Source organism: Bordetella sp. BOR01, assembly GCF_019218885.1.
In the GTDB taxonomy this organism is placed as follows: domain Bacteria; phylum Pseudomonadota; class Gammaproteobacteria; order Burkholderiales; family Burkholderiaceae_B; genus Bordetella_A.
On sequence record NZ_JAHUWT010000004.1, the window covers coordinates 200,481 to 213,750 of the forward strand.

Consider the following 13,270-nt stretch of genomic DNA (forward strand, 5'->3'; position numbering starts at 1 on the left):
TGTATCTTCCTTAGTATTCCGGTTTGACCGGAAAGCGGTGAATGAATACATGGCCCAGTGGGGCCATGGCATTGCCGCATGAGCTGAGGAACCGAATTCATCATGGCCAGTACCACATTGGGCGTCAAGGTGGACGACACCTTGCGCGATCGCCTGAAAGCCGCCGCGCGGAAACTGAGTTGCACCCCGCACTGGTTGCACAAGCAGGCGCTGCTGGCATACCTGGACAAGATCGAGCGCGGCCAGTTGCCCGCCGAAATCTCGCACCTGTCGCAAGACGAGGCCGATCTCGACGATATCGACCTGGGCGCGCAGCCTGTGACCCCGCCTTTCTTCGAATTCGGCCAGGATGTGCAGCCGCAGTCTGTACTGCGCGCCGCCATCACGGCCGCCTACCGCCGCCCCGAGCCGGAATGCGTGCCGCTGCTGCTGGGGCAGGCGCGCATGCCCAACACCGAGAAGATCCACGCCCTGGCTTCTCGCCTGGTGCAGACGCTGCGCGACAAGCGCGGCGGGGGTGGGGTGGAAGGCCTGATCCAGGAATTTTCGTTGTCCAGCCAAGAGGGCGTGGCCCTGATGTGCCTGGCCGAGGCCTTGTTGCGCATTCCCGACCGCGCCACCCGCGACGCCCTGATCCGCGACAAGATCGCCCGCGGCGACTGGCGCTCGCACATGGGCGGATCGCAGTCGCTGTTTGTCAACGCCGCCACCTGGGGGCTGATGCTGACGGGCAAGCTGGTTGCCGTCAACAGCGAACAGTCGTTGTCCAAGGCCTTGACGCGCCTGATAGGAAAGGGCGGCGAACCCCTGGTGCGCAAGGGGGTCAACATGGCCATGCGCATGATGGGCGAGCAATTCGTGTCGGGCCAGACCATTTCCGAGGCCTTGGCCAATAACCGCAAGCTGGAGTCCAAAGGCTTTCGCTATTCGTACGACATGCTGGGTGAGGCCGCCACTACCAGCGAAGACGCCGATCGCTACTACGCATCGTACGAGCAGGCCATCCATGCCATCGGCAAGTCGGCGGCAGGGCGCGGCATCTATGAAGGGCCGGGCATTTCCATCAAGCTCTCGGCGCTGCACCCGACGTATTCGCGCGCACAGCGCGAACGCGTCATGGAAGAGCTGCTGCCGCGCGTCAAGGCGCTGACCTTGCTGGCCCGCAGCTACGACATCGGCCTGAACATCGATGCCGAAGAGGCCGACAGGCTGGAAATCTCGCTGGATCTGCTCGAGGCACTGTGCCTGGTCCCCGAGCTGGACGGCTGGAACGGCATCGGTTTCGTGGTGCAGGCCTACCAGAAGCGCGCGCCATTCGTGATCGACTATGTGATCGACCTGGCGCGCCGCAGCCGCCATCGCATCATGGTGCGCCTGGTCAAGGGTGCCTACTGGGACAGCGAAATCAAGCAGGCCCAGGTCGATGGCCTGGAAGGCTATCCGGTCTACACCCGCAAGGTCTATACCGACGTGGCGTATCTGGCATGCGCGCGCAAGCTGCTGGGCGCGCCCGAAGCGGTCTATCCGCAGTTCGCCACGCACAATGCCTACACCCTGGCGGCGGTCTACCAGTTGGCGGGGCAGAACTACTACCCCGGCCAGTACGAGTTCCAGTGCCTGCATGGCATGGGCGAGCCCCTGTACGAAGAAGTGGTCGGCCCTGTCTCGCAGAACAAGCTGAACCGTCCATGCCGCATCTATGCGCCGGTGGGCACGCACGAGACCTTGCTGGCCTACCTGGTGCGCCGCCTGCTCGAAAACGGCGCCAATACGTCGTTCGTGAACCTGATCGGCGACGAGGACATTCCGGTCGACGAGCTGGTGGCCGACCCGGTCGACGTGGCGGCCCGCATCTCGCCACTGGGCGCTCCGCACGAGAAAATCCCCCTGCCGCGCGAGCTGTACGGCCCGGCCGGCAGCGGTGCGCGGCTGAATTCCGCCGGCCTGGACCTGACCAATGAACACCGCCTGGGTTCGCTGGCGGCGGCCTTGCTGGCCAGCGCCGCCACGCCGTGGCAGGCCATGCCGATGCTGGGCGAGGACGCCGGCGCCTGGGATACCGAACGCGCCGCCGAAGTCCGCAACCCCGCCGATCACCGCGACGTGGTCGGCCACGTCATCGAGGCGCGCGCCGCTGAGGTCGACCAGGCCTTGCAGGTGGCCGGCAATGCCGCGCCGATCTGGCAGTCCACGCCGGTGGGCGAGCGGGCGCAATGCCTGCGCCGCGCGGCGCAACTGCTGGAAGAAGGCATGCAGCCGCTGCTGGGCCTGATCGTGCGCGAGGCGGGCAAGTCGCTGCCAAACGCCATCGCCGAAGTGCGCGAAGCCGTGGATTTCCTGCGCTATTACGCCGACCAGGCCGAGCGCGAGTTCGGCAACGACACGCATCGGCCATTGGGCACGGTGCTGTGCATCAGCCCCTGGAACTTCCCGATGGCCATCTTCACGGGGCAGGTTGCCGCGGCGCTGGTGGCCGGCAATACCGTGATCGCCAAGCCGGCCGAGCAGACCTGCCTGATCGCCGCCCAGGCGGTGCAAGTGCTGCGCCTGGCCGGCGTGCCGGCGGGTGCCGTGCAGTTGCTGCCGGGGCGCGGCGAAACGGTCGGGGCGCAACTGGTTGAAAGCCCGGCCATCGACGGCGTCATGTTCACCGGCTCTACCGATGTGGCGCGGCTGATCGCGCGTACGCTGGCCGGTCGGCTCGACGACCGCGGCCACACCATTCCGCTCATCGCCGAGACCGGCGGGCAGAATGCCATGGTCGTCGATTCGTCGGCGCTGGCCGAGCAGGTGGTGTTCGATGTGCTGAATTCCGCCTACGATTCCGCCGGCCAGCGCTGTTCGGCCCTGCGCGTGCTGTGCCTGCAGGAAGACAGCGCCGATCATGTGTTGCACATGCTGCGCGGCGCCATGCGCGAACTGCGGGTGGGCAATCCCGACCAGTTGTCCACCGACGTGGGGCCGGTCATCGATGCCGAGGCGCGCGACAATATCGTGCGCCATATCGATGCCATGCGCACGGCCGGACACCGCGTCGACCAGGTCGAGCTCGACGGCAAGTGCCGCTACGGCACCTTTGTGCCGCCCACCCTGATCGAGATCGGCAATGTGGGCGAGCTGACCCGCGAGGTGTTCGGGCCGGTTCTGCACGTGCTGCGCTATTGCCGCGACGACCTGGACCAGGTGCTGGACCAGATCAACGCTACCGGCTATGGGCTTACCTTTGGCGTGCACAGCCGCATCGACGAGACCATCGGCCATGTCACGCAACGCGTGCACGCGGGCAATATGTACGTGAACCGCAACATCGTCGGCGCCGTGGTGGGGGTGCAGCCGTTTGGCGGCGAATGCCTGTCGGGCACCGGCCCCAAGGCCGGCGGCCCTTTGTATTTGTATCGCTTGCTGGCGACGCGGCCGGCCGGCTTGCCGGCTGGCGCCGATGGCGCCGGTCCGCTGCCGCGCGTGCTGACCTTGCCTGGCCCGACCGGCGAACAGAACACGTATCGCCTGCAGGCGCGCGGCGCGGTGCTGTGCGTGGCGGCTACCGAAGCCGGCGCGCATGCCCAAGGCGCCGCCGTCCAGGCCACCGGCAACTCGGCCCTGTTGCTGGATACGCCCGCCGCGCGCGCCTGGCAGGCAAGTGCGGGGGCAGGGGCGGCAGCCGTGTCGTTGCTGGCCGACGCCGAGGTCGACGATGCAGTGTTCCATGGCGTACTGTTCGAAGGCGACGGCGATGCGCTGCGCACCTGGAATGAGCGTATTGCGGCGCGCGGCGGACCCATCCTGACGGTGCAGGGCCTTACGTCCGACGCCCTGGCGGCTGGCGCGGCCTATACGCTGGAATTGCTGGTAACCGAACGGTCTATCAGTGTCAACACGGCCGCGGCCGGCGGCAACGCCAGCCTGATGTCCATAGGCTGAGGGAAGATTCGCCATGCAAGCACGATACGGCCTGGCCGGGCGCGGGTTATCTCCAATAGCACAGAGGGTTGCACCTGATCCAAAATCCGGTGCAACTTTTCAGGCGGCACTCACGGTAAGCCATGGCGTAACCGTCGCCATCGGCCTGCCAGCGTCTGCCTATCAATAAAAGCCACCCGCGCCACAAGCAGCGGCGTGTCTTTGTGCCACCTCATTCACACAGGAGGATTCATATGAAACTCGCATTTTCCCGCCCGGCCTTGGTAGCCGCGCTGACCGTTGCCTGCCTGGCTGGCGGCGCCCATGCCGAAGAGATCAAGTTCGGCTTTGCCGCGCCCCTGACAGGCCCGCAGTCGCACTACGGCGAAGACATGCAGAACGGCCTGACCCTGGCGCTCGAAGAGGCCAACAAGAAGGGCATCAAGGTCGATGGCGAAACCGCCAAGTTCGTGCTGGTCTCGCGCGACGACCAGGCCGACCCGCGCACGGCCGTGCAAGTGGCGCAACAACTGGTCGATGAAGACGTCGACGGCATCCTGGGCCACTTCAATTCGGGCACCACGATTCCTGCCTCGCGGGTGTACAACGAAGCCGGCCTGCCGCAGATCGCCATGGCGACTTCGCCCGAATACACCAACCAGAACTACGACACCACTTTCCGCATGATGACCAGCGACACCCAGCAGGGCGCGGCGGTGGGCAAGTTCATCGTCGAGAACCTGAAGGCGAAGAAGGTCGCGATCATCGACGACCGCACGGCCTACGGACAAGGCCTGGCCGACGAAGTCGAGAAGGCCGTCAAGAAGGCGGGCGGCGAGATCGTGCGCCGCGAGTACACCACCGACAAGGCCAACGACTTCACGTCCATCCTGACCAACATCAAGGCTGCCGCGCCCGACGCGATCTTCTACGGCGGCCTGGATGCCCAGTCCGGCCCCATGAAGCGCCAACTGGTGCGCCTGGGCCTGACGGCACCGCTGGTATCGGGCGAAATGACTCGCAGCGATACCTTCATCAAGCTGGCTGGCGATGCCGCCGACGGCACCTATGCCTCGCTGGCTGGCGTGCCGCTGGAAAAAATGGCGGCCGGCAAGGATTTCGCCCAGCGCTATGAAGCCCGCTTCAAGAAGGCGCCCGGCGTATACGCGCCGTATGCCTACGACGGCGCCTGGAACATGATCACCGCCATCGAGCAGGCCGATTCGGCCGATCCCGCCGACTACCTGCCCAAGCTGGCCAAGCTGGAACGCAAGGGTGCCACCAGCGAACATATCGCCTACGATGCCAAGGGCGACCTGAAAGAAATCTCGGTCACCATCTACGAAGTCAAGAATGGCAAGTGGGAAATGGTCGAGACCATGATCAGCCAGGCCAACTGAACGGCCGGCGTGTACCGCACGCGGGCGCCGCGCGCCCGCGTTGTCGCATCACCACGCGGGCATCCTGCCCGCGCGCAGCGGCTTCTTTCTCTGCAAGCACCAGGCGGGCTCGGCCTCTATGGACATCTTCATACAACAACTCATCAATGGCCTGACGCTGGGCAGCGTGTATGCGCTGGTCGCGCTGGGCTACACGATGGTGTACGGCATCATCGGATTGATCAATTTCGCGCATGGCGATGTCGTCATGATAGGCGCGATGGCGGCCACCATGATTGCCTCGGCCATGGTGGGCGGCGACCCCACCGTATCGGCTTTTGCCGTGCTGGGCGCCGGGCTGCTGATATCGGTGCCGCTGTGCATGGCGGTGGGCTGGACGGCCGAACGCGTGGCCTACCGGCCGCTGCGGCGGGCGCCGCGGCTGGCGGCGCTGATCACCGCCATTGGCGTGTCCATCATCCTGCAGAACCTTGCCATGATGGTATGGGGCCGGAATTACCTGAATTTCCCCCAGGTGCTGCAGCCGCAGGTATTTGAGTTGGCCGGCGCGCGCATGAGCTCGCTGCAGATGGCCATCGTGCTGATCGCCGCGCTGATCATGGGTGCCTTGCTGGCTGTCGTGCACAAGACCCGGCTGGGCACCGCCATGCGGGCTACCGCCCAGAATCGCGAGGTGGCCGGCCTGATGGGGGTCAATATCAACACCGTGATTTCGGCCGCCTTCCTGATCGGTTCGGCCCTGGCGGCCGTGGCCGGCATGATGGTCACCACCTACTACGGCGTGGCGCAATACACCATGGGCTTCATGCTGGGCCTGAAGGCCTTCACCGCCGCTGTGCTGGGCGGCATCGGCAACATGGTCGGGGCGATGGCAGGCGGCCTGCTGCTGGGCATTATCGAATCACTGGGCGCCGGCTATATCGGCGACCTGACCGGCGGCTTCCTGGGCAGCCATTACCAGGACGTGTTCGCTTTCGTGGTGCTGGTGCTGGTGCTGATCTTCCGTCCGTCCGGCCTGCTGGGCGAACGCGTGGGAGACCGCGCATGAACGCCATTCTCAAGAGCCGGGGCCTGTCGCGCCGCAACTTGCTGGGCATCGTGCTGGTGGGCGTGGCCCTGGCGGTGCTGCCGTTCGTGCTGGGCATGGCCGGGCAAAGCTGGGTGCGCATCCTGAACTTCGCGCTGCTGTACGTGATGCTGGCGCTGGGCCTGAACATCGTGGTGGGCTTTGCCGGGCTGCTCGACCTGGGCTATATCGCCTTCTATGCGGTGGGAGCCTATGCCTGGGCATTGCTGGCCTCGCCGCACTTCGGGCTGCACCTGCCTTTCTGGGCCATCCTGCCCATCAGCCTGGGCGTGGCGTGCGTGTTCGGCGTGCTGCTGGGCGCGCCCACGCTGAAGCTGCGCGGCGACTACCTGGCCATCGTCACGCTGGGTTTCGGCGAAATCATCCGCATCTTCCTCAATAACCTGAACGCGCCGGTCAACATCACCAACGGGCCGCAGGGTATCAACCGCATCGACGGCTTCAAGGTGGGCGAATTCATGTTCGGCCGCACCGAGACCTTGCTGGGCATCCGCGTGACCGGACCCGAAAAGTACTATTACCTGCTGCTGGGCATCACGCTGCTGATCGTGCTGGTGTGCATGCGCCTGCAGAATTCGCGCATTGGCCGGGCCTGGGAAGCCATCCGCGAAGACGAGATCGCCGCCAAGGCCATGGGTATCAACACCCGCAACGTGAAGCTGCTGGCTTTCGCGATGGGCGCCTCGTTCGGCGGCGTGGCGGGCGCGCTGTTTGCTTCCATGCAGGGTTTCGTCAGCCCCGAGAGCTTCAGCCTGACCGAATCCATCTCGGTGCTGTGCATGGTGGTGCTGGGCGGCATGGGAAACATCCCCGGCGTGATCCTGGGCGCCATTTTGCTGTCCGCCTTGCCCGAGTTCCTGCGCGCGGTGGTCGAACCCGTGCAGCGGCTGGTGTTCGGCGAAGTGGTGCTCGATCCCGAAGGGATACGCATGCTGCTGTTCGGCCTGGCAATGGTCTGCGTCATGTTGTTCCGTCCGGCCGGCCTGTGGCCGTCGGCGGTGCGCAAACGCGAACTGGCGGGCACCGCGGGAGGCCAGGCATGAACTTCATTCTGCAAGCGGAAGGCCTGGGCAAGCGTTTCGGCGGCCTGCGGGCCTTGTCCGAGGTCAGTTTCGACATCCGTGCCGGCGAGATCTACGGGCTGATCGGCCCCAACGGCGCCGGCAAGACCACGCTGTTCAACGTATTGACCGGGCTGTACATTCCGGAAGAAGGGCGCTGCACTTTCGACGGCACGCCGCTCACCGGGCTGAAGCCGCATGAGGTCGCTCAGGCCGGGCTGGCCCGCACGTTCCAGAATATTCGCCTGTTCGCCAACCTGAGCGCCATCGAGAACGTCATGATCGGGCGCCATGCACGGACTCGCGCGGGCGTGCTGGGCGCGGTGCTGCGCACGCCCGCCACGCGCGCCGAAGAGGCCGCCATCGAACGCCGCGCGCACGAACTGCTGGACTACGTGGGCATAGGCGTGCGCGCCAACGACGTGGCCCGCTCTTTGTCATATGGCGACCAGCGGCGCCTGGAAATCGCCCGGGCGCTGGCCACCGATCCCAAGCTGCTGGCACTGGACGAGCCCGCGGCCGGCATGAATGCCTCGGAAACCGTGGTGCTGCGCCAGCTCATCGAGAAGATCCGCGACGACGGCGTCACGGTGCTGCTGATCGAGCACGACATGAAGCTGGTCATGGGGCTGTGCGACCGGGTGCTGGTGCTGGAATACGGCAAGGTGCTGGCCATGGGCAAGCCGGCCCAGGTTCAGCGCGATCCCAAAGTGATCGAGGCCTACCTGGGCGCGGGCGCGGCCCACGATGCGCCCGCGCAATCATCGGAGCAAGCGCCATCATGAGCGAGTCCCAAGCCTTACTGGAACTGCGGGGGCTGGAAGTGGCCTACGGCGGTATCCGCGCGGTGCGCGGCATCGACCTGCGGGTCGATGCCGGCGAACTGGTCTGCCTGATCGGGGCCAATGGCGCGGGCAAGAGCACCACGCTGCGCGCCATCTGCGGCCTGGTGCCGCTGGCCGGCGGCGATATTGTCTACGACGGTCAATCCATCAACGGCCGCAAGTCATTCGAACTGGTGCGTCGCGGCCTGGTCATGGTGCCCGAGGGCCGTGGCATCTTCGGGCAACTGACCATCGAAGAGAACCTGGCCATGGGCGCCTACGTGCGGCGCGATGCGGCGCAGGTGCGCCAGGACACAGAGCGCGTGTTCACGCTGTTTCCGCGCCTGGCCGAACGGCGCAAGCAGGCTGCCGGCACGCTGTCGGGCGGCGAGCAGCAGATGGTGGCCATGGGCCGGGCGATGATCGCGCGGCCCAAGCTGCTGCTGCTGGACGAGCCGTCGATGGGCTTGGCCCCCTTGATGGTGGAAAAAGTGTTCGAGGTGGTGCGGGCCATTGCCGCCGAGGGCGTCACCATCCTGCTGATCGAACAGAACGCCAAGCTGGCGCTCGAGCACAGCCATCGCGGCTATGTGATGGAATCCGGCGAATTGACCCTGTCGGGACCGGCGCGCGAACTGCTGACCGATCCCAAGGTGCGCGCCGCCTACCTGGGCGAAGTCGAAGACGCGGCCTGAGCCGCGCCTGGCGGCCGGCTGTCAGCCGGCGCGCGGATTGAAGGGGTCGGCGATGCCGGGCCCGCTATCGATCCAGACCGCCTTGGTTTCGGTGTACTCGTAAATGGCTTCCAGGCCATTCTCGCGCCCCAGGCCGCTTTCCTTCATGCCCCCGAAGGGCATGCTGTAGTGCGTGCGGCGATAAGTATTGACCCACACCGTGCCGGCCCGCAGCCGCCGGACGGTACGGTGCACACGCGCCACGTCGCGGCTCCAGACGCCCGCGGCCAGTCCGAAGCGGGTGTCGTTCGCAATGGCCACGGCCTGGTCTTCGCTCGTGAACGGGATCAGGCACAGCACCGGGCCAAACACCTCTTCGCGCGCGATCTGCATGTCGCTCTGCACCTTGCCGAAAATGGTCGGTAGCACGAACAAGCCCGCCGCCAGCGCCGGGTCGTCCGGCGGGCCGCCCCCGCATAGCAGTTGCGCGCCTTCCTGTCGGGCGGCCTCGATCAGGCGCAGTACTTTGTCGTACTGCATGCGGCAGGCCACGGTGCCCATTTCCGTGTCCTCGAGCAAGGGGTCTCCCAGTTTGACGCGTTGCGCGCGGGCGACCAGGCGGCGAGCGAACTCATCGTAGATGTCCGCTTGCACCAGGGCGCGCGAACCGGCCAGGCAGGTTTGGCCGCTTGCAGAGAAAATGCCGGCCAGCACGCCGTTGACAGCCCGATCGATGTCGGCATCGTCGAAAACGATATTGGGCGATTTGCCGCCCAGTTCAAGCGAGATCCGCGCCAGGCGGGCGGCGGCAGTCTGCGCGACCTGCTTGCCGACGGCGGTGGATCCCGTGAAGGCGATCTTGTCCACTTGCGGATGGGCGGCCAGCGTCGCGCCTACTGTGCCGCCGCCGGTGACCACATTGATGACGCCGGGCGGGAAGCCCGCCTGCTCGAACAGCTCGGCCAGTACCAGCGTGGATACCGGGGTGATCTCGGATGGCTTGACGACCACCGTATTGCCGGCCGCCAGCGCGGGGCAAAGCTTCCAGAAAAGCAGGGACAGCGGGCTGTTCCAGGGCGTGATCGCCGCAACCACCCCGACCGGCTCGCGCACGGTATAGGTAAACATGTCCGGGATGCTGATGGGGACCGTGTGCCCATGCATGAGCTCGGCCGCGCCGGCGAAGTAATGGCAGTGCGCGGCCAGCCCGTGGGTCTGCGCCAGCACTTCGCGCATCAGCTTGCCGTTCTCGAGCACCTGGACGTTGGCCAGTTCCTGCGCATTGTCGGCGATCAGCTGGGCCAACCGCCGCAACAGCCTGGCGCGGTAGGCCGGCAGGCTCCCGGCCCACGGGCCGGCTTCAAGCGCCTGGCGCGCCGCGGATACGGCGCGTTCCACGTCGGCCGTGCCGGCCTCGGGCACCAGGGCCCAGGGTTGGCCGGTATAGGGGTCGATGCTGGCGAATGTGCGCGCGTCGGCCGCCGCGCACCATGTGCCGTCGATCAGCATCGAGTACGTGCGCTGCGGGCGCGCGCGGATCGATGCGGTGGCAGGCGTATCCGGATTCAAGCGAGTCTCCTGTGTGCTGGTGTTCATTCACTGAGCGGGATATCGGCTTTCTGGACGAAATCGCCCCAGTACTGTTTTTGCGCCTGTAGCCAACTGCGGAATTCCGCGGGCGATTTGTTCGACACGGCTTCCAGGCCCATGTCGCGCAGCTTCTGCGCGTATGCGGGTTCGGCCGCAATGGCCTGCAGTTCGCGGTTCAGGCGGTCGGCGATCGGGGCGGGCAGGTTCGCCGGTGCGCCTATGCCTATCCACGCGATGGCCTCGAAGCCGGGGATGGTCTCGGCCATGGTGGGCACCTGGGGAAGAATAGGTGCGCGCTGGGGGGTGGTCACGCTCAGCGCCCTGAGCTGCCCGCCGCGGATCTGGCCCAGCGGCGAGGGCAGGGAGTCGATGAAGAACGAGATATAGCCGCCCAGCAGGTCCTGTATGGCCGGCGCCGCGCCCTTGTAGGGCACGTGCAGCAGCTTGGTATCGGTGGACAGCGCAAACAGCTCGCTGATCAGGAAAGGACTGCTGCTCAAACCGAACGATCCGTAAGACACCTTGCCCGGCGCCTTGCGCGCCGCTTCGGCCACGTCGGCCACGCTGTGGTAAGGACTATTGGCGGGCACCACCATGACATACGGAAAGGAGACGACCTGCGAGATGGGGGTGAAGTCGTCGATGGGATCGAGCGGAAAGGACTTCTTCAGGTTGGGCGACACGGTATGAACCGTGGCCGACATCAGCAGCAGCGTATAGCCGTCGGGGGCTGCCTGCGCTACCTGTTGCGTGCCGATCAGGCCGGTGGCGCCTGGGCGGTTCTCTACCACCACGGGCTGGCCGAGCCGGGCGCCCAGCCGTTCGGCCACGGAACGCGCAACCAGGTCGGTGGTGCCGGCGGCCGTCCAGGGCACTACCAGCCGTATGGGCCGGGTTGGATAATCCGCCGGGCCAGCGGGTGCGGCCGAGGCCGCGGCGTGCAGCATGGCTGCACAGGCGAACGCAGCAAGCATGGTAACTGGGCACTTCCGGATCGAGAGCGTCATGGCGCTTTCCCCTTGTATGGTCTGTCAGGAATATCTGCCGTCCATTCGTACCGCTAGGCGGCTTCGTAGGCGTAGTATTTGCGGGCGTGCTCCTTGGTGATCAATTCGTTCTTGATGTCCTGCTCGATGGCGGCGCGACTGCGCTGCGCGGGGTCGCCGTAGCCGCCTCCGCCCGGAATGTGGCTGACGATGCGGTCGCCGGCACGCACGATCACTTGCCGGCCCGCATCTTCGGCGGTGCCACGGATCGACAGAAAGCCATTGGGCGCGCAGCCGCCGCCCAGCACGCCTTCCGGTGGAAACTGGAAGCGCCCGCCACGGAAACTGGCCAGCACATCGCCCACCGGGCCGAGTTCGCCTTCGAGCAGGCGCAGCACATACTTTTGCCCAAAGCCGCCGCGGAATTTCCCGGGGCCGGCCGAGTCCTGCCAAAGCGAACGCTCTTCCACGATCAGGGGAACCTCGCTTTCGATGACTTCGGCCGGTGTATTGCCGACGTTGTACGGGAACGCCAGGCACGATACGCCGTCTTTGCCGGCGCGCGCGCCCAGGCCGCCGCTGGAGACATTGAAGGGGGCAAAGTTGGCGCCGTCGCGGCGCTTGCCGAACATGTACTGGCCCCACATGGGGGTGGCGCCGGCGCCGGCGCACACCCGTTCGGGCGCGGCTGGCGCCACCGCCAGGTAGACCAGGTCGGGCAGGAAGTTGCCGATTGCCGTACGGCCGAACACCGGCGCCGGAAACGTGCAATTCAGGATGCTGCCCGGCTCGGCGCGCACCGTGATCGGCCGCAACGTGCCTTCGTTGACCGAGACCGGCAGGTTCAGCATGCACAGCACGCCAAATACGGTATAGGCGCTGGTATAGGTCAGCGTGCAATTGATGGCGGGCGCCACTTGGGGCGACGAACCCGCGAAATCGACCGTGATCTCGTCATCGTCGATAGTGACGGCAGTGTGCAATACCACGGTGTGCCCGCCCACGATGTCGACCTTGGCTTCGTGGCGATACACGCCATTGGGAAGCTTGCGTATCTCGGCGCGGGTCACGGTTTCGCTGCGCGAGACGATCTCGTCGGACAGCGCCTGCAGGTCGGGCCAGGCCATTTCGGCGCAGATCTCGCGCAGGCGTTCGCCGCCCACATGGCAGGCGGCGACCTGTGCGCCCAGGTCGCCCAGCACGGTTTCGTGCGAGCGCACATTGGCCTCGATGAATGCCCGGACGTCGGCATTGACTTCACCCTGGCGGTAGAACTTCAGGGCAGGGATCCGCAGGCCCTCTTCGTAGTTGTCCCGGCTTTCCGTCGTGGCGCGGCGTCCGCCGATATCGACATGGTGGCAGCAGGTGATGACGTATCCGATCAGGGTTTCCGCGTGGAATACAGGCACCATGATGCTGACATCGTTGTGGTGCCCGCTGCCGGCCCAGGGATCGTTGCCGATGATGACATCGCCCTCGGCCAGGGTGGCGGGCGGATGGGCCGCCAGCAGGTAGCGCAGCATCGAACCCAGCGGGCCGCACAAGCCGGGTGTGCTGTCGGGCGTCTGGGCCAATAGCCGGCTGTCGGCATCGAACACCGCGCAACCGTAATCGCCGATATCGCGCACGACCGTCGAGAATGACGTCCGCCGCAGGGTTGATCCCAGCTCTCCCACGATGGACACCATGCGGCGCCAGAGCATTTCCAGGGTCACGGGGTCGATCTTGGCTGATGCATGCATTGTGTT

At 66.0% G+C, this 13,270-nt stretch carries 9 protein-coding genes; 6 read left to right on the plus strand and 3 right to left on the minus strand.

Annotated features, from left to right (window positions below; translation table 11 throughout):
- Positions 1-102 precede the first annotated feature (102 nt).
- The 6 genes from putA to KW845_RS22680 all read left to right on the plus strand — a co-directional run bounded on the left by putA (position 103) and on the right by KW845_RS22680 (position 8,967).
- Positions 103-3,921, plus strand: coding sequence for a trifunctional transcriptional regulator/proline dehydrogenase/L-glutamate gamma-semialdehyde dehydrogenase (gene putA, locus KW845_RS22655; protein WP_218371629.1), 3,819 nt, complete (start codon positions 103-105; stop codon positions 3,919-3,921).
- 233 nt (positions 3,922-4,154) lie between these two features.
- A complete protein-coding gene (locus KW845_RS22660; protein ID WP_218371630.1) occupies positions 4,155-5,300 on the plus strand; it encodes a branched-chain amino acid ABC transporter substrate-binding protein in 1,146 nt (381 codons plus the stop codon).
- Positions 5,301-5,496: 196 nt separating this feature from the next.
- Positions 5,497-6,348 carry a branched-chain amino acid ABC transporter permease gene (locus KW845_RS22665; protein WP_370628292.1) on the plus strand — a complete coding sequence of 284 codons (852 nt, stop codon included), beginning with the start codon at positions 5,497-5,499 and terminating at the stop codon, positions 6,346-6,348.
- The gene (locus tag KW845_RS22670; RefSeq protein WP_218371631.1) at positions 6,345-7,430 is read left to right on the plus strand and encodes an ABC transporter ATP-binding protein; all 1,086 of its coding nucleotides are present in this window, start codon (positions 6,345-6,347) and stop codon (positions 7,428-7,430) included. The genes KW845_RS22665 and KW845_RS22670 overlap by 4 nt, the downstream gene beginning before the upstream one ends.
- On the plus strand, positions 7,427-8,233 hold the full coding sequence (locus KW845_RS22675) for an ABC transporter ATP-binding protein (protein ID WP_218371632.1): 807 nt from the start codon (positions 7,427-7,429) through the stop codon (positions 8,231-8,233). The genes KW845_RS22670 and KW845_RS22675 overlap by 4 nt, the downstream gene beginning before the upstream one ends.
- Entirely contained in the window at positions 8,230-8,967 is a 738-nt protein-coding gene (locus KW845_RS22680; RefSeq protein WP_218371633.1) for an ABC transporter ATP-binding protein, read from the plus strand. The genes KW845_RS22675 and KW845_RS22680 overlap by 4 nt, the downstream gene beginning before the upstream one ends.
- A 21-nt stretch (positions 8,968-8,988) precedes the next feature.
- Here KW845_RS22680 and KW845_RS22685 read toward each other — a convergent pair whose 3' ends face one another.
- The 3 genes from KW845_RS22685 to KW845_RS22695 all read right to left on the minus strand — a co-directional run bounded on the left by KW845_RS22685 (position 8,989) and on the right by KW845_RS22695 (position 13,264).
- Entirely contained in the window at positions 8,989-10,515 is a 1,527-nt protein-coding gene (locus tag KW845_RS22685; RefSeq protein WP_370628277.1) for an aldehyde dehydrogenase, read from the minus strand.
- A gap of 23 nt (positions 10,516-10,538) precedes the next feature.
- Positions 10,539-11,510 (minus strand): tripartite tricarboxylate transporter substrate binding protein, encoded by a 972-nt coding sequence (locus KW845_RS22690; protein ID WP_218371634.1) that lies wholly within the window; start codon positions 11,508-11,510, stop codon positions 10,539-10,541.
- An 86-nt stretch (positions 11,511-11,596) separates the two neighbouring features.
- Positions 11,597-13,264, minus strand: coding sequence for a hydantoinase B/oxoprolinase family protein (locus tag KW845_RS22695; protein WP_218371635.1), 1,668 nt, complete (start codon positions 13,262-13,264; stop codon positions 11,597-11,599).
- Positions 13,265-13,270 lie beyond the last annotated feature (6 nt).